This is a genomic window from Corynebacterium sp. 20-84 (assembly GCF_053479455.1).
Map to the genome: position 1 here is coordinate 62,863 of NZ_JBRBCB010000011.1, position 24,909 is coordinate 87,771.

Here is a 24,909-nt window from a genome sequence, read left to right on the forward strand (position 1 = left end):
AAATGGCTGACCGAATGCAGTTTTAGGAACGACGCGAGCGACGCTTTTTGCGCGGCGGCGGCAACTGGCCTGCGGCGCGGAGTCCGGCGACATGCTCGGCCAAAGCGTCGACAAGCGAGGGCACGTCAGCGACCTCGGGCACGACGTCGACACGCAGCCCCTGCTCCTTCGCCTCTGCCGCGGCCATCGGGCCGATGCACGCGATGATGGTGCGCGCGTGCGGCTTGCCCGCGATACCCACGAGGTTCTTTACCGTGGATGCCGAGGTGAAGCAGACGGCGTCGAAGCCGCCGGTCTTGATCATGTCGCGCACTTCCGGTGCGGGCGGCGCGGCGCGGACGGTGCGGTAGGCGACCACGTCGTCGACCTCCCAGCCCTTCTCCAGCAGGCCGTCGACAAGCACATCGGTGCCGATATCGGCGCGCGGCAGCAGCACGCGTCCCACCGGGTCGATCTCCTCGACATATTCCGGGAAGACATCCACGAGACCCTGCGCGTTCTGCTTCGTGCGGTGCGGGAGCAGCTCCGGGAACATGCCGCGGGCGCGGATCGCGTCGGCGGTCTTGCCGCCCACGGCCGCGAGGTGCACGCCTGCGAATGAGCGCGCGTCCAAGCCCAGCTCCTCGAATTTGTCCCACACGGCATTCACACCGTTGACGGACGTGAACACGATCCACTGGTAGCGGCCCTCGACGATGCCCTTGATCGCACGGTCCATCTGGGCCGGGTTGCGCGGGGCTTCCATCGAGATCGTCGGCACGGATTGCGGGATCGCGCCGTAGGAGGTCAGGCGGGCATTCATCGGCCCCGCCTGCTCCTTTGCACGCGGGACGAGCACGCGCCAGCCGTACAGCGGGCGGTTCTCCCACCAGGAGTACTTCGAGCGGTCGTCCACAGCGGTGCCGATGGTGACCACGAGGGTGCCGTCCAGGTCTGCGTCGAGCTTGCCCACTGTCCCCAGCGTCGCGTCGAATGTGCGCTGCAGACGCGTCGTGCCATTGACAGTGACGGTCAGCGGCGTCGTCGGCGCATATCCGCGCGCGGTGAGCTCATCAGCGATGACCGGCAGGTGGCGGGCCTCGCCCTGGAGAACCAGCGGCTGCGGGGCGGCAGCCAGGCCGTCCCAGTCCACAGGCTCATTGCCCAGGTCGGCCTCCGTGTACGTGGAACCGAGACCGATGCCGGCGAAAGACGGCACGGTCGACGGCAGGGACATGCCCGGCACGACCTGGAATTCCAGGCCGGCAGCGGCCACGGCGGAGATCTCCTCCATGATCGCGTTGCGGGTCAGCGGGTTGCCCGCCACTAGACGGATCACATCACCGTCGCCCGCTTCCCCGCGGTCGATGGCGGCAGCTGCCTCACCCAGCGCGGTTTCCAGCGGGGCGACAATGCCTTCGCCCTGCGGCGCGGCGTCGCTGAGTTCCGCAGCCGTCGGGCCCGCCGGGCGCGGCGGCTTGCGTCGGGCTCCCGCTTCCTTCGCCTTCGCGCACATTTCCTCGTAGGCCTTCTCCGCGGCCTTCCGCTTGTCCTCCGGCACGGGCAGACCGGCACCGACGACCTCCCGCACACCAGCGGAGACGGCCGGGTCGACCACTGCGACGGCATTGCGCTCGAGAACTTCGCGGGCGCGAATAGTGAGCAAATCCGGGTTGCCCGGACCTGCACCGACGAAAATCACTTTCCCCTTCGGCACGTTCACCTCCACAGAGGTTGCAGACGCGTTTTCGTCCGCGGAAAGCGGCATGGCAGCACTCGTCATTGACTCAAATCTTTTCTAGGCAGATCGCGACAATTCTTACTTACAAAGGTGCGCATCGCGCCTGCTTGAGACCCCCGGAAACACGCAAGGGGGACCAGATGGGAAGCGGCGCTGACGGCGTATGGTAACTACACCTTAATTTAGTAGCGCGATTTCAAGAAATTACCGCGGGAAACGGCGTTTAGAGGAAGCGGGCGGCGCCGCCGTCGAAAAGCTTTTTCGCCACCTCGCGGCCGAGCTCGACCGGGTCGGTGCCCGTTGCTTCCTCGACGAGCTGCGCGGAACCGTCCAACGCGAATACGCCGCCACGCAGCGTGATCTGCTCCCCGTCGATCGTCGCACTCGAAGCGACCGGCGCTGTGCAGCCCGCCTCGAGCTCAGCGAGCACCGTCCGCTCGGCCATCGCGCATTTCGTGTCCTGAGCACTGACAAGCTTATCGACGGCCGCCCTCGCGTACTCGTCGTCTGCCCTGCACTCCACAGCCAACGCACCCTGGGCTGGCGCCGGCATGAACTCAGCCGGGTCGAAGACCTGCGTGGCTTTTCCGCCCAGTCCCACTCGGGTCAGACCCGCGAAGGCCAACACCACTGCGTCGAGCTCACCGCTGGTGACACGTCCCATGCGCGAATCGATATTGCCGCGCAACGGGCGGATATCCAGGTCCGGGCGCATCGCCTTGAGCTGGGAGATGCGCCGCGGCGCAGACGTTCCCACCTTCGCACCCTCCGGCAGGTCCGCAAGCTTCATCCCGTCGCGAGCGATCAGCGCTTCACGACGGTCCTCGCGTGCCGGAATCACCAGGTGCGTGCGCGGCTCATCCGCCGTCGGCAAGTCCTTGAACGAGTGAACGGCCACGTCCGCCTCGTTATCGAATACCGCCTGTCGGATCGCCGTGGTGAACACCCCGACGCCGATGCGCTCCACCGGCGCCTGGCTCAGGTCGCCCGCGGTGGTGACGATGGTGAGCTCGGCGGGGTACCCGGCGTCGATAAGCGCATCGCGCATGTGCCCCGCCTGGGTCTGCGCGAGCTTGGAACCGCGCGTGGCCACGCGCAATATCCGCTGCCCAGCGTTGTCTTTCTCAACCGTGGTCTCGTTCGCGTTCGTCACTGCTCGTTTCCTTTCTCGCAGAACCCGGACAGCGAATTCTTCTCGAATCTGCCCGCGGACTTGATGCCGGTCGCGTCGCCTCTGGCTAACCCTGTCGTCGTGTCTTTGCCGCCGGTGAGCCCGAATAATTCCTCGATGGCGATCTCGTAGCTGACCTCATCGGGCGACGCCGCGAGCTCCTTGATCTTCACTGTCGGCTGGTGAAGAAGCTTGTCCACCACGCGCTTGACCGTGCGGGAGACCTCTTCAAATTCGTCCTCGTCGAGCTGCGGCAAACGCGAGCGCAACCGATCCAGCTCCGCTTTCGCGGTCTGCGCCGCATTGACGCGCAGCTGTTTGACCATCGGCGCGACATCGCGCACGCGCTGCTCGCCGCTGAAATTGGCGATCTCCTGCGCGACGATCTCCTCCGCGCGGCGGCGCGCCACGCTGCCTTCCTCGGTCGAGCCCGGATTGACATCGCCGTCTGCGAGCTTCGCATGCAAAGCCTCGATATTGATCAAGGTGACGCCGTCCAGCTTCCCCACCGCGTCGTCGATATCGCGTGGCAGCGACAAATCCACCAGTGTCGCCGGACCCGAAATGTCTTCAGCCGTGAGCGTGAAGCCGTCGCTCGCCGTGGCGGAGACAGCGATATCCACGCGCGACAACGCGCCCGCCCGCGCCGAGAAATCGACCACCTCCGCGGCCACGCCTGCCTCGCGCGCGTGCTCAGCGAGGCGCTCCGCGCGGGAGCGGGTGCGGTTAGCCAGGATGAGCCGGCTCACGCCACGCTTGCCCAGATTCGTCGCCGCGAGCGACGACATCGCGCCTGCGCCGAGCACGAGCGCTGTTTTCCCCTCGAGGGTGTCCGCACCCATCGCCTTCATCGCCTCATCGAGCGCGAAGGTCACCATGGACGCCCCGGCATCGTCGATCGCCGTCTCGGTGTGGATGCGCTTGCCGGTGTGCAGCGCCGACTGCGCCAGCGCATGAAGCGCCGGGCCGATCGTGCCGCGCTCCGCCGCATCTTGGTAGGCCGCGCGCACCTGCCCGATGATCTGCTGCTCCCCCACCACCATGGAGTCCAGGCCGGAAGCGACCCGCATGAGGTGCTCGGCGGCAGCATCGGCGTAGCGGACGTACAGGTAGCCGCGCAGCTCAGCGACATCCACGCCAGAGAAGCGCTCCAACACGCGCAGCACGTCGTTGACGCCCGTGTGGAAGGCATTCGTGACCGCGTACACCTCGAGCCGGTTGCACGTGGAGATGATCATCGCCTCAGACAGGCTCGGCTGCTGCGTGAAAACCTCGCCGGCCTCGTTCTGCACGGCGTCGTCCATGCTCAGCCGCTCCAGCAGCGCAACGGGCGCCGAGCGATGGGACATGCCCACCACGAGAACACTCACGAAAACTTCCTCCAGACCAGCTCACTGGGGCATCCGGCGCAAAGGCACCGTGCCACAAGTCAACCCAAAGACTACCCCCGGCATCCAACCAGGTCACAAACGCCCAGCCGTTCCGGGGTCACCCGCGATGTGCCTCCAGCTCTGCGGCGAGCTCATCATTATCCACTTCCCAGCAGGCGAATTCCTCGCCGTCGATGACGATCACCGGCACCCGGTCGCCGTACTCAAGCGCGAGTTCGTCGTCGGTGTCCACGTCCACCGTCACCAGCCGTGCCCCGGCGGCACTCACGACAGGGGTGATCTGCTCCACCACGCGCGCGCACGAACCGCAGGTCTGCCGGACCATCACTTCCACCAACTGGGGTTCTGTATCACCGCGCGACATATATGGGGCTCCTTCTCGTCGATGCGCATCTGCGAAGGCTTACGATGGTTAATCAGGCTACCTGTCCCGCACCCCCTTCCAAAGGAGACCACCCCGCCGTGAGCCCCGACAACGGTTCCCTCCCCGGCCGCGATTACCTCGCACAATGGTCCATTTCACGGGGCAATCTGCGCCGCTTCATCGAGGAGACTGCGCTTCCGCCTATCGACGACGACCACCAGCGCGCCGCCGGTGAAGCCGCCGCCGAAGCAGCGATCCAGGAGACCTTCGGAATCGGCATCGAGCAGTTCGCCACGGGCGTCGATTCTGTGTCCGGCGCCGCGGCGAATGCCGGCGGCATGCGGCTCACCCCGCCCGACCCTGACATTCCGCAGCACTCGAGCGCCGCCGCTTTCTTCGACGTGGACAACACCCTGATCCAGGGTTCCTCGCTGATCCTGCTCGGCTTCGAGTTGTTCCGCCGCAAATTCTTGAGCTTGGGCGAGATTTTCCCGTACCTCGTCGCGCAGGTCCAGTACCGCGTCTTCGGTTCGGAGCTGCCCGATGCCATGGGCTCAGGCCGCGAAATGGCGCTCAACTTCGTCAAAGGCCAGGAAGTCGACGCACTGAAGGAAATGTGCAGCGACATCGTCGACGACCGACTGATCGACCGGACGTACGCCGGCACCCGGGAGCTCGCCGGAATGCACATCGCCGCCGGCGAACAGGTCTGGCTCGTCTCCGCCACCCCAGTGCAGATCGGCCAGTTCCTCGCCGCGCGGATGGGCTTCACCGGCGCACTGGGCACCGTCGCCGAAGAAAAGGACGGGAAATTCACCGGCCGTCTCGTCGGTGACATCCTCCACGGCCCCGGTAAGGCCCACGCTGTGGCCGCACTCGCCGCCATTCAAGGCCTCGATCTGGCCGAGTGCACCGCATATTCCGATTCCGCCAACGACATTCCCATGCTGTCCATGGTGGGCACGCCGGTGGCGATCAACCCGGACAGCAAGCTGCGCAAGCACGCCGAAGAGAACGGCTGGCTCATCCGCGACTACCGCCCCGTTCGCCGTCTGCTGTTCAGCTGGGTGCTGCCCGCGGGACTCGCCGCTGGCGCCGCCGGTGCGTTCTTCTGGCGCCGCCGTTCCAAGCGATAAGAAAAGCGCCCGATCCTTCTCCTCGGTTTAAAGGGAGTAGATCGGGCGCTTTTCTTCTGGGCGTGGTTTACTTGCCCAGCTTACGACGCTGAACGCGGGTACGGCGAAGCATCTTGCGGTGCTTCTTCTTGGACATACGCTTGCGGCGCTTCTTGATCACAGAACCCATTAGGTTTCCTCACTTTTCGTCTGTCGTACGTACAGTTCCCTACCGCATCCGCCGGCTGAAACATCGTGTTCAGCGGCGCGTCCCAGGGTGCACTCCCGGGCCAGAATCGAGGAAAATCTCGATGCACGGCACGAATACTGCGAAAATTCTACCGCTGTGGCAGGTCGAAACCAAAAACCGGGCCCTGCTCCTGCGGGCAGACGAAAGCGGCGGCCCGCACCAGATGCCGTGAGAAAATCGACCACACTCCCCAGGCCTGAACCTGGAAAAACCCCCTGACCTGCACTTCGAAAAAGTGCCGTCGCGAGGGCTGGTCGATTTCTTCAGGATGTCGGCGCGGACCGCCGCAAATGAGCCCTAAATAACGGGCTTATCCCACGTCGTAGACGGAGGATTCGAGGTATTCGCTGACAGCCGTCTCGTTCACGCGGAACGAGCGACCCACGCGCACTGCCGGCAATTCACCGGAGTGAACGAGGCGGTACACCGTCATCTTGGAAACGCGCATGATTTCCGCGACTTCGGCCACGGTCAGGAACTTGCCTTTATCTTCATTTGCCATGTGTTTAATCAACCTCCAGCACTGTGGCGCGCTGTAGGCTTCCCCTCCCACAGGACGTACACGCACGTGCCGAGAACAGCCTAGCGTGAAACCCGTGTCACATGCGACTCAAAAGCCGGAAAACTTTAACTTTCTTCACAGTTCTTTCTCGGCTCACTGGTGTCGCTAATTGCACTGCCAGCACAAATAGCTTCTCGGGCACCGCGCCGAAAAATTTTCCGAGAGGGGCCCTACTTGCTACTTGCCAATCTCTCCGGCGCGCGATGCCGCAGCTTCGGTCGCGCGGTAGAACGCCCCGCGCACGCCGGACTCCTCCAGCTCGCGGATCGCCGCCACCGTGGTGCCCGCCGGGGAACTCACGCCTGCGCGAAGCTCCACCGGCGTCTTACCGGAGTGCGCAAGCATGGCGCCAGCACCCTCAGCCGTGGCGGTCGCCAATGCCGTGGCGGTCTCACGGGGCAAGCCAAGGCTGACAGCCGAATCCTCAAGTGCTTCCGCGATCATGAAGAAATAGGCGGGGCCGGAGCCGGAGATAGCAGATGCGGCGTCGATAAGCTTCTCGGGAACGACGACGACCTCGCCGGTAGCTCCCAGCAGATCCGTGACGAGCTCTCGCTGGTCTTCTTCCACGAAGCGGCCGAAGGAGACGACGCACACGCCCTTGCCCACCTGCATCGGCGTGTTGGGCATGACGCGCGCCAGCGGCGTACCTGCGCTCGAGACCGCCTCCGACATCGCATCGAGGGTCACGCCCGCCGCCATGGACACCAGGACCGTCGACGTGTCATTCGCCGCGATCGCGTCCGACAATTCCTCGATCATCTCCGCGATCGCATACGGCTTCACGCACAGAAAACACACCTCCGCGTCCGTGACCGCCTCGACATTGTCGTCGGTGGTGATCACGCCGTAGCGCTGCGTGAGCTCCTCGCGGCGCGCTTCCGTGCGGTTCGTCGCCGTGATGGTCTCCGGGTTGACACCGGAATTGACAAGGCCGGAAATCAGGGCTTCCCCGATATTTCCGGCACCGATAACTGCGATTGTGGTGCTCATGCACCCAAGGGTGCCACAGCAGCCCCGCAGCAGGCCACCGTGGGGCGAAGCGCCGCCGGTCTTAAAGCACCGTCACGGCCGCCGGGCCGAATGTCATTGCGGCGCCTGCAATCGCGGCCAGCGTCATCGTCAGCGCATCGCGGCCCGTCTTCATCGCGCGCACGAGCAGCACCACGCCGCCCGTGACCGCGGCCGCCAGCAGCCCCACGAGAATCGGGCTGAACGACTCCCACAGGTACTGGAAGCCAAGGAACATCAGCACGCCGACGACCAGGCCCGCGAACACCAGCAGCACGAGCAGAATCGGGTTGACGCTCGCGTCTTCCTCGTAGTCCTCGGCCACCTCATCCGCACGCACGGGCTCTTCCGGCAGATGCTCGTCGCGCACCACCGGGCTTTCCTGCGTGACTTCCGCCTCGGAGGGCTCAGCCAAGGACGCACGCTTATCGACGTCCCCTTCACCCGTCTCATCCAACATCACCACTTGGGTGATCGGGCCCGTCTGCTCCGTCTTCGACGGCTGCGGCGCGACGGCCTTGAAGCTGCTGCTGGTCGGGGCCGGGTCCTTCAGCTTCGGTTCTGGCTGCGGCTTCGGTTCTGGCTGCGGCTGCGGCTTCAGCTTCGGCTGCGCAGGCTTAGCGGGCTCGACCTTGACCGACGATGCCGTGGGGGTGCTCGGCGTGGGCTTCGGGGCCGGCTTCGGAGCGACCTTCTCCACCTTCGGTGCGGGCTTCTCGGTCTCCGGAGCGGGGGTGGTGGGCTTCGCCGGCTTTGCGGGCTCGGCGTCGATCGGGTCGGAGGAGTGCTTGACATCAGCCAGGCGGACCTCGACCTTCTTCATCGAACCGGTCAGCTCGGCGACGGAGACACCGCCCTCATCGAGGCTGCGACGACGACGTCGCCGAGGCTGGGCATCCGGGTTTTCTTTCTGGGCCCGGGCCATCAGCTCGGCAACGGTCAGTTGCTTATCAGCCATCTCGTAGTCTCCTTAATTCTGACCTTTGTCGATTTGTCGGAGGATCACGCCTTCGCGCAAAGCCCACGGACAGATTTCTAACTTATCAAGATTAAGTGCGCGCATCGTTGCTTCCGCAACGAGGGCCCCTGCCACGATCTGGTGGGAGCGGTCTGAACTGACGCCCTCCAACTCGGCGCGGTCCGATGCCGTCATGCGGGTGATGAAGGCGATCAGCTGCCGCAGACCCGGCGCGGTGAGCGTGCGCTTGACGTACGGACCTGCCGATGACGGGGCTGAACCAGTCAGGCGTGCCAGCGTGCGGAACGTCTTCGAAGTGCCCACGGCCAAGCCTGCTTCGCCCTGGTCGAGGAAATCGTCCGCGACGGCGGACAACTCCGCGTCAATGTAGTCGCGCAGCGTGTTGACCATTTTCTTTTCCGGCGGGTCCGTCTCGAACCACTCGTGCGTGAGACGGCCAGCGCCCAAATCGAGGGACACGGCGACATCGGGAACCTCGTCGGTACCGGTGGAGATCTCCAGCGAACCGCCGCCGATATCCAGGTTGGTGATCCGGCCGGCGGACCAGCCGTACCAGCGGCGCGCCGCGAGGAAGGTCAAGCGCGCCTCATCCTCGCCGGAGAGGACCTTCAGGCGCACACCCGTCTTCTTCTCCACGTGGTCCAGCACGTCGTCCGAATTCGCCGCCGAGCGGACTGCGGAGGTGGCAAAGGCGAGGAATTCCTCGCACTTGAGGTTGTCAGCCAGATCGGCTGCCTCTTGCACCGCCTCCGTCAGCTTCTTGACGCCTTTGTCGTCGATAGCGCCGTCATCATCCAACATCTCCACGAGACGAAGCGATTGCTTCCAGTCGCTCATGGGGGTCGGACGTCCACCACTGCGGGCATCTACAGCCACAAGGTGGACAGTATTGCTGCCCACGTCCAATACACCTAGTCGCACAGGGTCAACCCTAGACCGTCTACCGTGGTGCAGTGTGAATCAACCTGTGTTTCTTGGGTTTCCGAAGAACTCCCCCGCCGGTAAATCAATCCGCGCCGGCCACGAATTACCGCCGGATTTTCCGCGTGAATGGTTCGAATTCACCCACCCGGACGATCCGCACCACTACTTCAGCATCGACCTGACGTGGCTCGAATCCACGTGGTCGTGCCGCTTCGGCACCCCCCAATGCCGGGGTATCTCGGAAGACCTGCCCGTCGTCGGCTGCTGCATCCACGGGGCCTACTTGTCCGACGAGACAGACCGCGACGACCTCTACAACGCCGTCGCTGAAATGCCCGCGAAATATTGGCAGCTGCGCCCCGACGACGTGGACAGCTATCTCGCCGCCGGCGACCCGGTCGTGCTGGAGCCATGGCTGGAATGGGACGACGACGAAGAAGAACCGTCGCTAAAGACAACGCTTGTCGACGGCGCGTGCATCTTCGCCAACCGCCACGGCCACCCCACCGGCCCCGGTTGCGCACTGCACCAGTGGGCGATGGCGGAAGGACGCAATATCATCGGCTCGAAGCCGGAAGTGTGCTGGCAGGTGCCGTTCTCCCGCGAAGACGAATGGCAGGAGCGCTCCGACGGCCAGGAGATCCTGCGCACCACCATCGGCGAATACGACCGGCGTCAGTGGGGCGACGGCGGCGAGGACTTCGACTGGTGGTGCACCAACGACCCCGCCTGCCATTCCGGCAACAGCACGCCGGTGTGGCAGTCAATGCGGGACGAGTTGGTGCAGTTGATCGGTGAAAAGCCGTACGCGATCGTCGAAAAGCACTGCAAAGCTCGCGCCGCTCTGCCCGCGGACGCGAAATCCGTGCACCCGGCGACGCGCTCCGCTCATTCGTGATGCCGCCGCGGCATCACGCCTCGAATTTGTAGCCCAGGCCGCGGACAGTGATGAGCTGCTCCGGGCGGGACGGCTCCTTCTCGATCTTCGTGCGCAGACGCTTCACGTGCACGTCGAGCGTCTTCGTGTCGCCGACGTAGTCCGAACCCCAGATCCGGTCGATGAGCTGACCGCGGGTGAGCACGCGGCCGGTGTTGCGCATCAGGTACTCGAGAAGGTCGAATTCCTTGAGCGGCATCGGCACCGGAGTCTCGTCGACGAAGACCGTGTGACGCTCGACGTCGAGGCGGACGCGGCCGCCCTCCAGCACGTTCTCCGATGTAGTCTTCGACTCCGGCTCGGAGACATCAGAGCGACGGCGCAGCACCGCGCGGATACGGGCGATGAGCTCGCGGGTCGAATACGGTTTGGTCACGTAGTCATCCGCGCCGAGCTCCAGACCGACGACCTTATCGATCTCCGAGTCGCGCGCCGTGACCATGATGATCGGCACATCAGACGTCGCGCGCAGCTTCTTGCACACGTCAGTGCCTGACATGCCCGGCAACATCAAATCCAGCAGGACGAGATCGATGTCGTTCGCGGCAAAGTCAGAAAGAGCGGTCTGCCCGTCTGCAGCGACGAGAGCCTCAAAACCTTCCTTCTGTAGGAGGTAAGCAAGCGGATCAGCCAGCGATTCCTCATCCTCGACAATCAGGATGGTCGTTGTCATTGCGTGTCCTTAACCTTCTCTAACCTTCTTTGTCCTGGTCCTTCTCCCGCCGGCGCGCCACCACACGGGCGACCGGCGAGGTCTTGGCCAGCTTCGAATCGGACCCATCCCCGTTTTCGAGGCTGTCCAGCTTCGCGATCTCCTCCGGCACCACCGCAGAAGCGAGCTTCTCGGGAGCAAAGACCGGCAGCTCGATCGTGAACGTCGATCCAGTGCCGAGCCTGGACCATAGTTTGATATTACCGCCATGGTTCGCCACCACATGCTTAACGATGGCTAATCCCAAACCCGTGCCCCCTGTTTGCCGCGAGCGCGCCTTGTCCACCCGGAAGAAACGCTCGAAAACGCGCTTCTGATCCTCCGGGGCAATGCCGATGCCGCGGTCCGTGACGCGGATCAGCACCACCGAGTCGCGCACGACCTTCTGGGTGACGCTGACCGCCTTGCCCTTCGGCGAATAGTTGATCGCATTAGAGATCAAATTGGACAAGGCCGTGACCAACATGGACTTATCGCCCACGACGTGGGTGTCGTAGCGCTCGCCGCGGTTCAGCTCGATCTCGTTGTTGTCGGCGGTGAGCTGGTTGCGCTCCACCGCCTCATCGATAATGTCGTCGACCCGCACCGGCGCCATCTCCGGCAGAGCCTCAGCTCCTTGCAGCTTGGACAAATTGATCAAATCGGCGATCATCGCGCCCATGCGGTGCGCCTCACCCAGCAGTTTCTCGCCGAAGTAGTTCACCAGTTCCGGGTCGTCGGGGTCTTCGAGCAGCGCTTCCGCCAGCAGCGACATACCGCCCACCGGAGTCTTCAGCTCATGGGAGACATTGGCGACGAAATCGCGTCGCGCGGATTCCATGCGCACATTCTCCGACTCGTCCATGGAGTAGACGATGATGTGCTCCGTCTCCGACAGCGTCAACGGCTGCACCACAGCACTCACATTGTTGACGCGGCTGCCGGTGGAGCGGTTCTTCAGGTTCATCTCCAGGTCGCGAGCGTCGCCATCGGCGAAGACCTTCTTGCCTACGTTCCACACCTCGGGGTTCAAGGTGCGGTCGTGCACGATCGACATGTGGTGCGCTGCCGCATTCGACAGAATCACTTCACCCTTGCGGCCGACGACGGTAATACCCGTCGGCGAACCCTGGATGACCAAATGCAGGATCTGGCTGACCGTGCGGACCTTGGTTTCTTCGGCGTTGATCTGCGCACGGCTGCGCCCCCGCCACTGTCGGTACCTAAGGGATCCGACGGCGACGAGGGCGGCAACTGCCACTCCCGCGAGGAAAGCGAGAAGAGTGTTCACGGAGACGAAAGTTACTTATTCCCCTGGTTGGCCACGGCAGCAGCGCCCTCAGCGGCGGCCTCCGGGTCGAGGTAGGTGCCACCCGGGTTGGTCACGTTGCCTTCGGCATCGAACTCGTAGACCAAGGGCATGCCGGTCGGGATGTTCAGGCCGGCGATGTCCTCGTCGGAGATATTGTCCAGGTACTTCACCAGCGCGCGCAGGGAATTGCCGTGCGCTGCGAGCATGACATTCTTACCGGCGAGCACTTCCGGCAGCACGGAGTCGATGTAGTACGGGGTGAAACGTTCCACGACGTCCTTCAGGCACTCGGTGCGCGGCACCTCAGGCAGGAAGGAGTAGCGCGGGTCATCGGTCTGCGCGTATTCGTTATCCGTATCGATCTCCGGCGGCGGAGTGTCGTAGGAGCGGCGCCACTCCATGAACTGCTCTTCGCCGAATTCCTCGCGGATCTCAGCCTTATTCAGTCCCTGCAGCTTGCCGTAGTGACGCTCGTTGAGGCGCCAGTTGCGCTCGACCGGGATCCAGTGCCGGTCAGCCTCGTTCAGCGCGATATTGGCGGTGCGGATCGCGCGACGCAGCAGCGAGGTGAAGACGATGTCGGGGAGGATCCCCTTTTCCTTCATCAGCTTGCCGGCGTTGACGGCTTCAGCTTCGCCTTTTTCAGTCAGGTCGACGTCGACCCAGCCGGTGAATTGGTTGGATTCGTTCCACTGGCTTTGCCCGTGGCGGACGAGGATTAGCTTTCCGTTGCTCATGATCTCCAGCATGCCAGTTTCATGCGCTTCCCGCTGCGGTTCGGACAAGGGGGTGCGGGGGTGATGCGGCCATGTTCCCGTGCGAACAGGAGCAACAGGATTCACAGGTTTGAGGCGCCACGGAAGGGGCCTAAGTGGTCTACATTCACTTGTGTGATTGTGCGTCGAATTGTTTCTCAAGTTGCCCTTCTCGGCCTCGCGCTGAGTGTCACTCCGATCGCCCAGGCGGTCCCCGATTCAGGTACTGAGAAGCAGGTGAACGCCATTGCGGCACCTGGCGCACCCATGCGCGTGCGCCCATACGACGTCGAATATCCGTTCGGCCCGGAGTATCCGGATGTTCGCGAGACGACGGGCCTGGACACGCACCCCGAGATGTTCACGAAGACGTGCACGCAGGGCCCCGTCGGCGATGTCGCTCTCGACAGCGGCGACAAGCAGCGCGTCATGCTCACCGCCGGCCACTGCGTGACGGGCATTTCCGATCAGGGCGTCCTCATGGGACAGGATGTCTACGCGCCCGTCCGGGGCGGCTACCAGCGCGTCGGGGGCACAGGTCTTGTGCACACGGTCAACGTCCCAAGTGGGTACGACGGCTTATCGACGTCCCTTCGTAAAGCCCGCAACTCCACCGACTGGGGCATTGTGGTGCTGGATCCGTCCACGTCCGCCGACGGAGCCGCTGCCTCCCGCGATAAATTCGGCGGCCACCCCAGCACCCCGGTCCCCATGACCGGTGTGCGCGACTACCCGACGCTCGCGCCCGGCCAGATCCGCCTCGACAATTTCGGCCAGCCGGTGTGCAAGGACGGTGCGATGGGCGCACGTAAGTGCGGCTACCAGCTGGCCTACAATTCCGACACGGTGTGGAGCTGGGCCCTCGATTACAAGCCCGGTGATTCCGGCGGCGTGAATTACGACCCGAAGACCGGCAAGATCGTCGGCATGACCTCCCTGGGCATCGGCCCGATCGGTGCTGCGCAGCGCGCCGACCGTGCTCTCGAAGAGGGCTACGGCATCCCCGACGGCCAGGTCAACGAGAAATTCACCCCGGCGCCCCCTGCCGACGAGCGCGCCGACTTCGTCCCCGGCGAGGAAGAAAAAGCCGAGATCGAGCAGTACCTGCGGGACAAGAACCCGGGCCTGCCCGAAGAAGCGATCACCCCGCCGAGCCCGAAGGAGCAGTTCGACGGTGTCGTGAGCGCAGCGCAGCGCGACGCCGCCACCATCGCCGACGACACGCGGACCCTGGCGGTGTCCGCCACCGTCGCTCTCGCCACCGGCGGTGCCACCCCTGCCGAGGTCGGCGACACCGTCAACCGCTTCGGCACCATCGCCGGCTCCTACGCATCCGCTCACGCGGACAATATCGCCAGTGCCGGCCTGAACTGGGCGCTCGACGAGATGGGCTACAACTAAGCCAGTTAGTCTCCGGTGGCGTGGCGGCGCTCGGTCGTGGGCTCGAAGCCTGACCGCGCCTTTTCGTACACCTGCTTCAGCGCAGCAGCCGAGGCCGACCAACTGAACTGGGCGGCGCGTCCGACGGCGGCTTCGGCCATGGAGAGACGACGGGCGTCGTCGTCAAGCAAGCTTGCAAGCGCATCCGCCCACGCATCCGCATCGTGCCCGTCGACAAGCACCCCCGTCTCCTCGTCCGCGACAGCGAGCGGCAACCCGCCGACGCGCGCGGCAACCACCGGCGTGCCCGTCGCCTGCGCCTCCACCGCGACCAGGCCGAAAGACTCGTTATAGCTGGGCACCGCCACGAGATCCGCGGCCTGATAAACCGCCACCAACTCCTCCGGCGGGCGCGGCCCCAAAAAACGCACTGTGCGGCTCAGCCCCAGCTTGTGTGCGAGCGCGCGGTAATAATCCACCGACGCATCGCTTCCCGACGCCCCACCGCACACAATCACCCTGATATTCCGCTCCGGATCCCGCTCCACCATCTCCGCGGCAGCCCGGAGCAGCACCTGCGGCCCCTTGAATTCCTGCAACCGGCCCACGAACGCCACCACCTGGCTGTCCACCGGGATGCCCAGATGGCGCCGCGCCCGCTCCGTATTGCGGTTCGTGCCCGGCGTGAACAAGTGCGTGTCCGCCCCCGGAGTGACCACGCGGATCAGCGACGGATCGACATCGTAATGGTGGCTGAGCTGGTCAATCTCATCGTCGGTGTTGACCACGAGCACATCCGCGTTATCCACCAGCTGCTGCTCGCAAATCCGCCGCGCCTCTGTCTCCCCCTGGGCCCCGCCTGTGCTCTTTTGCGCGGCATTTTTCACCGCCGCCCACGTGTGCCCGGTATGGATGAGCGGCACCCGCACCAAATCACGCAACAGCCATCCCACCTGGCCAGAGAGCCAATAGTGCGAATGAATCAGGTCATAATCACAGCCCTGCTTCCGCGCGAACTGGACGATTCCGCCAGCGAATGCCGCCAGCTGCGTGGGCAGATCCTCCTTGGCCAGGCCCTCGTACGGACCTGCCACGACGTTGATCACCCGTAACCCGTCTGCGACGTCGACGACCTCGCCCTGGCTCGGCCTCGTCGCGCGGGTGAACACGTCCACCTCCACGCCCGCCGCCGCGAGCTCGCGCGCAATATTGAGGACATAGACATTCATTCCGCCCGCATCACCCGAGCCCGGCTGTTCGAGCGGGGAGGTGTGCATGGAGATCATCGCGACGCGCATGCACCCAAGTCTAGAAAGTTCCGCGTCTAGCGCGCGTGCTTGTGCCACTGATCGAAGTCCACCGCGATCATCGCCGCCAGATTGCGGTACGCGCGCAGTGTATTCGGCCTCAGCCGCTCGATGTCCACGACCGCGCCCTCCGCCAAATGCGGGTCGAACGGAACGACGTGCACCGCCCGGGTTCGCGCCGCGAAATGCGCGATCACTGCCTCCATGTCGACGGCTGTCTTCTGGGTCGCCGGTGCGGACACCACCACGACGGCATTCGCCGCCAACCGGCCGTACCCGTGCAGCTCCAGCCAATCCAGCGTCGCCGCCGCCGACTGCGCTCCGTCCAGCGCCGGTGAGCTGACCAGCACTAGCGTGTGCGCGAGGTCGAGAACACCCGCCATCGCCGAGTGCATCAGCCCCGTCCCGCAATCCGTGAGAATCAAGTTGTAGTGGTGCTGGAGAATATCCACCGCACGGCGGTAATCATTCTCGCTGAACGCTTCCGACACCGCCGGGTCCCGCTCGCTGCCGATCACTTCTAGGCGCGAAGCCCCCTGCGTGGTGAATGCTTTGATCTGCGCGTACCGCGACGTGTCCTCCGCCTGCAGCAGGTCCCTGATTGTCGCCGGCCCCGGCGCAGCCACACGCTGGGCCAGGGTGCCGAAGTCCGGGTTCGCGTCGATCGCTATCACCCGGTCCCCGCGTGTTTGCGCCAGCACCGACCCCAGCGCCACCGTCGTCGTGGTCTTGCCCACCCCTCCTTTCAGCGACATCACCGCGATGCGGTAATCACCGCGCAATGGCGTCCGGATCGCATCTGTCACCCGCGCACGCTGCTCCTCCCGGTGCGACTGCCCCGGGTTCACCTTCCCGCCCGTCGCCCCGTGGACGAGTCTGCGCCAGCCTTGCCGCGGCGGCGCCTTCACCGGACGACGCACAATATCGACGTAATCGAGCGGTTGGGGCTGCTGCGGCTCGTGCACCTCCACGGGCTCGGGTGCTGCCGCCGGCGGTTCCTGCCGCTCAGGCGCGCGATGCAGCCCCACCCCCATTTCTGGCACCCACTCCCCTAATCCGGTGTTGGCGTAGCGACGGTATTGGATCTCGGCCTGAATATCAGTCACGTGCTCTACCCCCCAAGGCATCTCTTTGCTGAGTGACTCCCACAAGTGACACTACGTGGGTCTGCCGCAACCGTGGGGTCGAGAATGTCTACTTCAGTGCGCAACGGAGCACCTACGGACGTGAGCCGCACCCCTCATCGCCCCCCGATTCGTGACCGAGATCATAAATTATCTGACAACCCACTGAAATCACTTATATACTTTGTCGGAGTAAATCAATCGGAAATTTACTAACCGCCGTACGACCTACTGACGAGACACATTTACGGAGGGCAGACCATTGTCGGCATTTGAGGAAAAAGCCTGGCTGTCGAGCTACGCGGAGTGGACCCCCGCGGAAGTCGATCTCGGCGACGACACGCTTCTGGACCTGTACGAAGAGACCCTTTCCAAGCGGTCCTACAAGAACGCTATGTGGTTCTTCGGCCGCACGATCACCTACTCCGAGCTGGACAAGCAGGTCCGCAGCTGTGCCGCCGGCCTGAAGGCCTTCGGTGTTCGCCCGGGCGATCGCGTCGCGCTGGTCATGCCGAACTGCCCCCAGTTCGTCATTTCCTTCCTGGCGGTGCTCCGTCTCGGCGCATCCGTCGTGGCGCACAACCCGCTGTACACCGCGCATGAGCTGCGTGGCCAGTTCAACGACCACGGTGCCCGCGTAGCCATCATGTGGGACAAGGCCGTCGAGGAGCTGGCGGTCCTGCGCGGCGATACCCCGCTGGAGACCATTGTTTCCGTTGACATGACCAAGGCCATGCCGAAGTACATGGAGCTGGCCCTGAAGTACGTGCCGCTGAAGAAGCTGCGCGAATCCCGCAAGAAGCTCTCCGGCCCGGCACCGGACACCATTCCGTTCGAAACGCTGCTGTCCGCGGCGATCGGCGGCGAGGGCCACAACCTCGAGACTCCGGAAATCACCCAGGACACCACCGCCGTTATCCTGTACACCTCCGGCACCACCGGTGAGCCGAAGGGCGCTCAGATCACCCACGGCAACTTCAACCACCAGATGAAGGCCGGCAGCGCCTGGATGAAGGACCTGGGCAAGGAAGACGAGAAGGTCCTGGCGGTGCTGCCGCTGTTCCACGTCTACGGCCTTGCCCTGAACTTGGGCCTGGGTCTGCTGGTCGGCGCGGAGATCACGCTGCTGCCGGCACCGGAGCCGGATCTGATCCAGGACGCGCTGAAGCGCAACCCGCCGACATTCGTCCCGGGCGTCCCCACTCTGTACCAGCGGATCGCTGCCTCGGCTGCTGAGAAGGGGCAGAAGCTGTCGTCGATCCGCAATTCCTTCTCTGGCGCCTCCACCCTGCCGGTGTCCACGATCGAGAGCTGGGAGAAGATCACGGGCGGCAAGCTCGTGGAGGGCTACGGCCTGACGGAGACCGCCCCGATCGTCACCGCGAACCCGATGGATGGCAGCCGCCGCCCGGGCTACATCGGTGTGCCGTTCCCGAACACCTTGGTGCGCATCGTCGACCCGGACAACCCGACGGAGCTGATGCCGGACGGCGAGCCGGGCGAGGTCCTGGTCAAGGGTCCGCAGGTGATGAAGGGCTACCTGAACAAGCCGGAGGCCAACGAGAAGGCATTCGTCGACGGCTACTTCCGCACCGGCGACATGGGCGTCATGGAGGAAGACGGCTGGATCCGCCTGGTCTCCCGCATCAAGGAGATGATCATTACGGGCGGCTTCAACGTCTACCCGGACGAGGTGGAAAACGTGATGCGTGCGCACCGCGACATCGCGGATATCGCAGTCGTCGGCCGTCCGCGCGAGGACGGTTCCGAGGACGTCGTCGCGTGTGTCACGCTCGAGGAGGGCGCCGCGCTGGATCCGCAGGGCCTGCAGGACTTCGCCCGCGAGCGCCTCACTCCGTACAAGGTGCCGCGCACGTTCTACCACTTCGAGGAGCTCAACCGCGATATGACGGGCAAGATTCGTCGTCGCGAGGTGCAGCAGTCGCTCATCGACCGCCTCAACGCAGGCACGGCCGCTGACGGCGAGAATGCCGAGGGCACGCCCGAGGAGCCGACCGAGGAGCAGATCCAGCAGGGCGAACAGGAAAACGGCTGGTCGCTTGAGAAGGGGCCGGACGCTGACGGCGGCGACGATGCGGGCCGCCACCGCCTCGAGGACAACTAGTCCATCGACAGCCCGATCCACACGGGTTCGGGCACAAGTTCGACGTCGAAACGCTCGCGCACACCGTCACGCACAGTGCGCGCTAGCTTGACGACGTCATCTGCCACCGCCCCTGACCTGTTTGTCAACGCCAACGTGTGTTTGGTGGACAACCGGGCAGGGGCGTTGTCGTCGGGGAACCCGCGGTGAAAACCAGCGCGCTCGATGAGCCACGCGGCAGACAGCTTCACCTTGCCGTCGGCCTGCGGGTACCGGGGCATGGTCTCCCCTTCGCCGGGCCTTTCTGCCTCGACGATGCGGGCGATCTCGTCAGCGAGTTCCGGTGCGACGACGGGGTTGGTGAAAAACGACCCCGCTGACCATGTGTCGTGGTCGTCCGGGTCGAGCACCATGCCTTTGGCGGCGCGGACGCGCAGGATCTCCTCGCGGGCTTCTTTCAGCGGGAGCTGCTTTCCGCCCAAATGCCGCAGCGGAATCGATAGTTCAGCCGGGGTGAGCTGCAATTCGATCTCCAGCACCACCGCGCGACCGGTGAACTTCAGGTTGGAAAAGCGGTACGCCAATTCCAGGTCACTGGCCGGCACCCACTCAGTCTCACCGGTTTCACGGTTATACAGGTGCACGCGGGTGAGCACGTCGCCGACCTCGGCCCCGTACGCCCCGACATTTTGCACCGGCGTCGCGCCCGCGGAGCCTGGAATCCCTGACAGGGTCTCGATCCCAGACAGCCCCGCGTCCACCGCAGCGGCGACAACGTCGTCCCACACAGCGCCAGCACCGGCGCGGACCAGCCCGTCGGGGCGCACGTCAATGTAGTCGTTGCCCGCGATCACCACAGTCAGGTCCACATCTCCGTCGGCCACCACGAGGTTCGACCCGCCGCCGAGAATGAGGAGGGGCTCACGGGCGGCGTCGAGAAGCGAAACTGCGTGCGCGAGCTCCGACGCGGAATGTGCGCGCCACACCGCGCGCGGCGCACCACCTATGCGCAACGTCGTCAAATCCTTCAGACGCACGCCGTCCAAACGCTCCAATTCCAGATGAGTCGCAGATGTTTCAGCCACGACAACAACGGTAGTCTGTGGGGCATGGCTACTCATAGCGACAACACCGTTACCATCAACCAGCCCGCCGAGAAGGTTCACAAGGCGTACTCCACCCGCGAATACTGGGAGTACATCGCCGCGAACCTCTCTCCCGAACCGGGCGAGGTCAACGAATTCACCGACAACTCCGTCACCCTTTACGAAGTTCTCCCGCAGACCCTGCTGCCCGAGGCCGTGCGCGCCATGGTCTCCCAGGCGCTGAAGGTCAAGCGCGTCATCAATATCGGCGCACTCGAGGGCGACAACGCCGACATCTCGTTCACCGCCGATGTGAAGGGCACCCCGGTCGACTTCGGCGGCTCCATCAAGCTCGCCGGCGAGGGCGAGACCACCAAGCTCAACTACGAGACCGAGACCTCCGTGAATATCCCGTTCATGGGCCCCGCCATCGAGCCGAAGGTCGCTGAGGCGCTCGAGGACCTGTTCACCCAGGAGGGCGAGCTCACCGACAAGTGGATCTCTGAGAACCTTTAAGCCCCCTTCCTTACAGCAATGGCCGACCATGCCCACAACCTGCGCGCGCAGGGCGGGAATGGCCGGCCATTCGGCGTTATTACGCGCGGCACGACGGGCTACAACCGGCTGCGGCGCTCCGACCGGTGGACGCGCTACCACCCTGATATCCAGTCGCTGCTGCGCGGGGTCAGCGAGCCGCTCGCCGTGGACGTCGGCTACGGCGCATCCCACACCACCACCGTCGAATGGGCGGGGTGGTTGCGGCAGATCAACCCGCGCACCCGTGTTCTCGGGCTGGAAATCCACCCCGACCGCGTCCTGCCGCCGCGCGACGGCGTCACCTTCGAACTCGGCGGCTTCGAACTCGCCGGGTACACGCCGCACCTCGTCCGCGCCTTCAACGTCCTGCGGCAGTACGACGTCGACGATGTCGTGAGCGCGTGGGAGACCGTCGCTTCACACCTCGCCCCGGGCGGGCTGTTCATCGAAGGCACCTGCGACGAACTCGGCCGCCGCGCCGCATGGCTGCTTATCGACGCCACCGCCCACCCCCGTACCCTCACCCTCGCCTGGGCCCCCGACGACGTCGACCGGCCCAGCGACATCGCCGAACGCCTCCCCAAGGCCCTGATTCACCGCAACGTCCCCGGCGAACCGATTCACGAACTCCTCTCCGCCGCCGATGACGCGTGGGAGCGCTCCTCCGGCTGGGCGCCCCACGGCCCACGCGTCCGTTGGCGCCACGCTCATCAGCTGCTTATCGACGCCGGATGGCCCCTCGAACCTGTGCGTCGCCGCATACGGGACAACACGTTGACTGTGGATTGGTCCACGGTGGCCCCGAACAGCTGATTTACCGCGCCTCCCAGCGGTGGAAAAGGTTGTCAAACATAAGAACTCTCACGCACAATGGGCATCTATGACCCGCACTTCCACTGGCCGGGGATGGAAAATCCTCCTAGGCATTGTCGTCGGCCTCATCATCCTGCTGTTCCTCGCGGAAATCGCCGTCCGCGGGTTCATCGCGCAGCAGATCCGGGCTAGCGTCCGCGATTCGGTCCCGGAGAGCGCCGACATGCGCGAAGACGCCTCCGTCCACTTCGGCGCCTCCCCCGTCTTGCTCGGCCTCGCCCGCGGGAAACTCCAGTACATCAACATCGACGTGCCGTCGACACTCGTGCCGGATAGAGACGAGATCGTGGGCAACCCGCCCGCCACGATCGACGCAACCGGCTTCGTTCTCGACCTTGACAACCCCAGCGCTGAACAGTTGGTCCTCCACACGGAGCTGCCCCAGGCACTCGTCCGCGACATGCTGCAGCAGGAGCTGCGCCGTTCGCTCGATGAGGCCCAGGACGGCCGTTTCGCCGAATACGACGAGATCCTCACCGTGTCCGACGTCCGCACCGACCCGGCCGCAGGAACCTTCACCGTGACGTTCTCCAACGGCGCTTTCGGCGTGGAGCTGCGCCCCGAGGTCGTGGACGACCAAATGACATTCACCGCCGAATCCACCCAGATTCTGGGACGCAGCTTGCCGGATTTCTTCTCCGAGGCCGTCAGCAACGCTCTGCAAAAGGGGCTGGATGAGGATGTCGTGGGACCGATGCAGATTCAGCAGTTCCAGGTCATCGATAACGGGTTCCGCATCACCGTCGCTGGGGAGAATGTGAATCTCAACGAACTGCCTGTCTAGCACCGACCCCAGACTGCAGTTCAGCTACCAGCCGTAATTTCCGCGAAGGATATTATTCAGCTGCGGCCTGACATCGAAGAAGTACACGCCGATGCAGACGCAGCCGATGATGCCGAGAAACATAACCGAGCTCAGGCAGGCGATGCCGCTGGCGATCAAGATGGCTGCCCATGCGGCCTTCGGCATGCGGTCGCCTGCGTCGAAGGCATCGGGACGTGTCAGCCCCACCATCACTGCCCCGGCGAGCCCTGCGATCCCCACGAGAGCCATGAGTAGCGCACGCAGCAGCGCCGGCGTGAGGATAATCCAATTGGCCAGTGTGAGGTCCGGAAGCTGGAGCAGCATCATCGGGAAGGTGTGGCTTTCTCGTTCGGGTTCTAGTTTTTCTTCGGATCAGTGTCGAAGCCGCGATCCTCGACGACTTCACCGTCGATGATATCGGAGGCGGTGTCGGTGACCGACGGCGCATCGTCGCCGGAAGCGGAGCGGTCGAAGACGGAGCTGAGGCGGTTGATCATGTCGTCGAGACGCGAACGCATGTCGGCGATGGTGTCCTCGGTGGTCTTGTCGCCAGCGTTCGCCGTGGCAGCAGCGGCCTTGTCGCCGCCGTTCTCGCTGCCGCGGTTGCGCACCTGGTTCACCGCGACGTTGAAGGTCTCCCGGACCTCGTCGGCGGCGTCGCGGAAGGCGGACTTCATCTGGTCGGCCTGGTCGGACTCGCGGGAGGCGTCAGCAGCGCGGGTGACGCTGCCGGCGAAATCCCGGAAGATGGACTCAGCGTCACCGGCGAGGGACGCAGTAGCAGCGCGGAAATCGCGGTCGTTTTCCGCACCCTCGTAAGCTTGGCGGGCGTTCGCGATGGCGGCCTTGAACTGGTCGTTGAAACCCACATGGTCGTCGGTGAGATCCTCAGTGTCGGCGGCGTGGGCACCACCAGCGACATCCGCGTCGCGGTCGGCGCGGAAATTGCGGCCGAACTCGCCGGCCAGGTCGCCCAGGCGGGACCACGCGTTCAGGGAAGCCTCGCCGGCGCCCTTGAGGGTGTTCATGATGCCGTCTTCATTGGCATCCTTGTCCTTGCCGGCAGAATCGTACGGGTTAGTGGAGGAGGAATTGTCGGTCATGGCGGTGTCTCCTTATGGCGCGTGAATCTAAAACAGTATCTGCGTCACAGTGTAAATAACCAGGCCTGCTAGTGCACCGACAATTGTGCCGTTGACGCGGATGTACTGCAGGTCTTTGCCCACCATGAGCTCGATCTTGTCGGCCGCCTCCCGCCCGTCCCAGCGTTCGATGGTGTCGGAGATGATGGCGGTGATATCGGCGGCGTAATTGTCGGCGATGAACCGGGACGCACCCTGGATCCGGTCGTCCAGAGAGGCACGGAGTTCAGGATCGGTGGCTATGCGCCCGCCCCATTCCTGCGCCAGTTCGACGACGCGGCGGCGGAGGGGGGATGAGGGGTCGAAGGAAGCGTCGATAAGCGATTGCGAGACAGTGCCCCACATCTCGCCCGCGACGGACTTGGCGGCCGTAGACCCCATGATGTCGCCTTTAAGCGACTCGACGCGCGTGATCATGTCGCTATCAAACTGCAGGTCGGACGCGAATTGTGCGATGATGCGACGGATCGCATTGCGCGCGTCGTGGTTGGGGTCGGTGTCGATCTCGCGCATGAAATCCACCAGCTCGCGGTAGACGCGCTCCCCCACAAGCTCTTTCGCGAAGCGCGGCGCCCAGCCCGGCATCCGCTCGTCGATCATCGTGACCACCGACTCCTCCATAGTGCCCACCTTCGCGCGCCCCCACGAGATGATGTCCTGCACAACCGGCTCGACCTTTCCATCCGCGATCAACCCGTCGAGCATGCGGCCCAGCGGCGGCCCCCACGCCGGTTCCGCGATGCGGTCGAGCACCTGGTGATTGATCAGCGCCTCCGCATCCTTCGGGTCAATCGCCGCGATCGCGTTGCCCGTGAAGCGACCGACCTGCTCGGAAACCTTCTCCGCGTTCTCGCGCCGCGACAGCCACGCACCCGTGCGTTCCGGGAGGTTCGCCTCCGCGACCTTCTCCGTGATCAGCTCCGCATTCAGGAAATTTTCGCCGACGAATTCGCTGAGCGCGCCGCCGATCTGGTCCTTCTTCTTCGGCACGAGCGCCGTGTGCGGAATCGGGATGCCCATCGGGTACCGGAACAGCGCCGTCACCGCGAACCAGTCCGCCAGCCCGCCAACCATGCCAGCCTCCGACGCCGCGCGCACATACGGCACCCAGCCGGGCGCCGCACCGCGCGTGATCCACCACTCGCACGCGATATAAACCGCCGCCGCGAGCACCAGCAGCCCTGTCACCCAGGCTTTATGGATCCGCAGCGAGCGCCGACGCTCCGCCTCCACCTCCGGCGAGGGACCGGGCACAGCGAGCTTTCCGCTTATCGACGCCCCCTGCCCCTCAAGATCATGCTTTCCCATGCACCGTATTAAAGCGCAAAAGAACCTCCCACTCACACCTGTGCGCGCGAGTGGGAGGCTTC

Annotated in this window: 25 protein-coding genes; 7 read left to right on the forward strand and 18 right to left on the reverse strand. The window is 64.5% G+C overall.

The genetic code is table 11. The features are described 5' to 3' along the window. Positions 1–22: 22 nt before the first annotated feature. From ACUY2Y_RS09380 to ACUY2Y_RS09395, 4 genes are all read right to left on the reverse strand, one after another. Positions 23–1,747, reverse strand: coding sequence for a uroporphyrinogen-III synthase (locus ACUY2Y_RS09380; protein ID WP_448326048.1), 1,725 nt, complete (start codon positions 1,745–1,747; stop codon positions 23–25). 196 nt (positions 1,748–1,943) lie between these two features. After that, a complete protein-coding gene (gene hemC, locus ACUY2Y_RS09385; protein WP_448326049.1) occupies positions 1,944–2,822 on the reverse strand; it encodes a hydroxymethylbilane synthase in 879 nt (292 codons plus the stop codon). A 47-nt stretch (positions 2,823–2,869) separates the two neighbouring features. After that, complete coding sequence (locus tag ACUY2Y_RS09390) at positions 2,870–4,240, reverse strand: glutamyl-tRNA reductase (protein WP_448326051.1); 1,371 nt, start codon at positions 4,238–4,240, stop codon at positions 2,870–2,872. Positions 4,241–4,379: 139 nt separating this feature from the next. Further along, positions 4,380–4,646: a glutaredoxin family protein gene (locus ACUY2Y_RS09395; protein WP_448325982.1), complete on the reverse strand. Its 267-nt coding sequence runs from the start codon at positions 4,644–4,646 to the stop codon at positions 4,380–4,382. 98 nt (positions 4,647–4,744) lie between these two features. Here ACUY2Y_RS09395 and ACUY2Y_RS09400 point away from each other — a divergent pair, with 98 nt between their 5' ends. Next, positions 4,745–5,782 carry an HAD family hydrolase gene (locus ACUY2Y_RS09400; RefSeq protein ID WP_448325984.1) on the forward strand — a complete coding sequence of 346 codons (1,038 nt, stop codon included), beginning with the start codon at positions 4,745–4,747 and terminating at the stop codon, positions 5,780–5,782. A gap of 67 nt (positions 5,783–5,849) precedes the next feature. On the opposite strand, the gene ACUY2Y_RS09405 is transcribed toward ACUY2Y_RS09400, so the two are convergent. From ACUY2Y_RS09405 to ACUY2Y_RS09425, 5 genes are all read right to left on the reverse strand, one after another. Next, entirely contained in the window at positions 5,850–5,951 is a 102-nt protein-coding gene (locus ACUY2Y_RS09405; RefSeq protein ID WP_003855542.1) for a 30S ribosomal protein bS22, read from the reverse strand. A 370-nt stretch (positions 5,952–6,321) separates the two neighbouring features. After that, positions 6,322–6,513, reverse strand: coding sequence for a helix-turn-helix domain-containing protein (locus tag ACUY2Y_RS09410; protein WP_076598083.1), 192 nt, complete (start codon positions 6,511–6,513; stop codon positions 6,322–6,324). A 237-nt stretch (positions 6,514–6,750) separates the two neighbouring features. Beyond that, positions 6,751–7,566: a pyrroline-5-carboxylate reductase gene (gene proC / locus ACUY2Y_RS09415; protein ID WP_448325987.1), complete on the reverse strand. Its 816-nt coding sequence runs from the start codon at positions 7,564–7,566 to the stop codon at positions 6,751–6,753. Between the two features lie 61 nt (positions 7,567–7,627). Next, positions 7,628–8,542, reverse strand: a complete 915-nt coding sequence (locus ACUY2Y_RS09420) for a hypothetical protein (protein WP_448325989.1) — start codon at positions 8,540–8,542, stop codon at positions 7,628–7,630. A 12-nt stretch (positions 8,543–8,554) separates the two neighbouring features. Next, a complete protein-coding gene (locus ACUY2Y_RS09425; protein ID WP_448325991.1) occupies positions 8,555–9,484 on the reverse strand; it encodes a Ppx/GppA phosphatase family protein in 930 nt (309 codons plus the stop codon). A 34-nt stretch (positions 9,485–9,518) separates the two neighbouring features. Here ACUY2Y_RS09425 and ACUY2Y_RS09430 point away from each other — a divergent pair, with 34 nt between their 5' ends. After that, entirely contained in the window at positions 9,519–10,385 is an 867-nt protein-coding gene (locus ACUY2Y_RS09430; RefSeq protein ID WP_448325993.1) for a hypothetical protein, read from the forward strand. Between the two features lie 13 nt (positions 10,386–10,398). Here ACUY2Y_RS09430 and ACUY2Y_RS09435 read toward each other — a convergent pair whose 3' ends face one another. The 3 genes from ACUY2Y_RS09435 to ACUY2Y_RS09445 are packed head-to-tail and all read right to left on the reverse strand — an operon-like array spanning position 10,399 to position 13,164. Continuing rightward, entirely contained in the window at positions 10,399–11,097 is a 699-nt protein-coding gene (locus ACUY2Y_RS09435; protein WP_448325995.1) for a response regulator, read from the reverse strand. A 19-nt stretch (positions 11,098–11,116) separates the two neighbouring features. Further along, on the reverse strand, positions 11,117–12,406 hold the full coding sequence (locus tag ACUY2Y_RS09440; protein WP_448325997.1) for a sensor histidine kinase: 1,290 nt from the start codon (positions 12,404–12,406) through the stop codon (positions 11,117–11,119). Positions 12,407–12,417: 11 nt separating this feature from the next. Further along, positions 12,418–13,164 (reverse strand): phosphoglyceromutase, encoded by a 747-nt coding sequence (locus ACUY2Y_RS09445; RefSeq protein WP_210572841.1) that lies wholly within the window; start codon positions 13,162–13,164, stop codon positions 12,418–12,420. Between the two features lie 153 nt (positions 13,165–13,317). Between ACUY2Y_RS09445 and ACUY2Y_RS09450 the strand changes: the two genes are divergently transcribed. Continuing rightward, the gene (locus ACUY2Y_RS09450; RefSeq protein WP_448325999.1) at positions 13,318–14,583 is read left to right on the forward strand and encodes a hypothetical protein; all 1,266 of its coding nucleotides are present in this window, start codon (positions 13,318–13,320) and stop codon (positions 14,581–14,583) included. Positions 14,584–14,588: 5 nt separating this feature from the next. Here the strand turns inward: ACUY2Y_RS09450 and mshA are convergent, their stop codons facing one another. Together mshA and ACUY2Y_RS09460 are read right to left on the reverse strand one after the other, a co-directional pair. After that, positions 14,589–15,860, reverse strand: a complete 1,272-nt coding sequence (gene mshA / locus ACUY2Y_RS09455) for a D-inositol-3-phosphate glycosyltransferase (protein ID WP_448326001.1) — start codon at positions 15,858–15,860, stop codon at positions 14,589–14,591. A gap of 26 nt (positions 15,861–15,886) precedes the next feature. Continuing rightward, a complete protein-coding gene (locus tag ACUY2Y_RS09460) occupies positions 15,887–16,903 on the reverse strand; it encodes a MinD/ParA family ATP-binding protein (protein WP_448326053.1) in 1,017 nt (338 codons plus the stop codon). Between the two features lie 352 nt (positions 16,904–17,255). On the opposite strand from ACUY2Y_RS09460, the gene ACUY2Y_RS09465 reads away from it, so the two are divergent. Further along, positions 17,256–19,118: a long-chain-fatty-acid--CoA ligase gene (locus tag ACUY2Y_RS09465; protein ID WP_448326002.1), complete on the forward strand. Its 1,863-nt coding sequence runs from the start codon at positions 17,256–17,258 to the stop codon at positions 19,116–19,118. Here the strand turns inward: ACUY2Y_RS09465 and ACUY2Y_RS09470 are convergent. Continuing rightward, the gene (locus tag ACUY2Y_RS09470; protein WP_448326004.1) at positions 19,115–20,182 is read right to left on the reverse strand and encodes a UDP-N-acetylmuramate dehydrogenase; all 1,068 of its coding nucleotides are present in this window, start codon (positions 20,180–20,182) and stop codon (positions 19,115–19,117) included. The genes ACUY2Y_RS09465 and ACUY2Y_RS09470 overlap by 4 nt on opposite strands. A gap of 24 nt (positions 20,183–20,206) precedes the next feature. On the opposite strand from ACUY2Y_RS09470, the gene ACUY2Y_RS09475 reads away from it, so the two are divergent. The 3 genes from ACUY2Y_RS09475 to ACUY2Y_RS09485 all read left to right on the forward strand — a co-directional run bounded on the left by ACUY2Y_RS09475 (position 20,207) and on the right by ACUY2Y_RS09485 (position 22,376). Beyond that, on the forward strand, positions 20,207–20,698 hold the full coding sequence (locus ACUY2Y_RS09475) for a DUF2505 domain-containing protein (protein ID WP_296148834.1): 492 nt from the start codon (positions 20,207–20,209) through the stop codon (positions 20,696–20,698). Between the two features lie 18 nt (positions 20,699–20,716). After that, positions 20,717–21,532, forward strand: coding sequence for a class I SAM-dependent methyltransferase (locus ACUY2Y_RS09480; RefSeq protein ID WP_448326006.1), 816 nt, complete (start codon positions 20,717–20,719; stop codon positions 21,530–21,532). Positions 21,533–21,599: 67 nt separating this feature from the next. Next, entirely contained in the window at positions 21,600–22,376 is a 777-nt protein-coding gene (locus tag ACUY2Y_RS09485) for an LmeA family phospholipid-binding protein (protein WP_448326008.1), read from the forward strand. A 24-nt stretch (positions 22,377–22,400) separates the two neighbouring features. Here ACUY2Y_RS09485 and ACUY2Y_RS09490 read toward each other — a convergent pair whose 3' ends face one another. From ACUY2Y_RS09490 to ACUY2Y_RS09500, 3 genes are read right to left on the reverse strand one after another with little or no spacing between them, the layout of a single operon-like run. After that, positions 22,401–22,724, reverse strand: coding sequence for a DUF2516 family protein (locus ACUY2Y_RS09490; RefSeq protein ID WP_448326010.1), 324 nt, complete (start codon positions 22,722–22,724; stop codon positions 22,401–22,403). A gap of 29 nt (positions 22,725–22,753) precedes the next feature. After that, positions 22,754–23,500, reverse strand: a complete 747-nt coding sequence (locus ACUY2Y_RS09495) for a CGLAU_01105 family protein (protein ID WP_448326012.1) — start codon at positions 23,498–23,500, stop codon at positions 22,754–22,756. A gap of 27 nt (positions 23,501–23,527) precedes the next feature. Next, a complete protein-coding gene (locus tag ACUY2Y_RS09500; RefSeq protein WP_448326014.1) occupies positions 23,528–24,847 on the reverse strand; it encodes a DUF445 domain-containing protein in 1,320 nt (439 codons plus the stop codon). Positions 24,848–24,909: the final 62 nt, after the last annotated feature.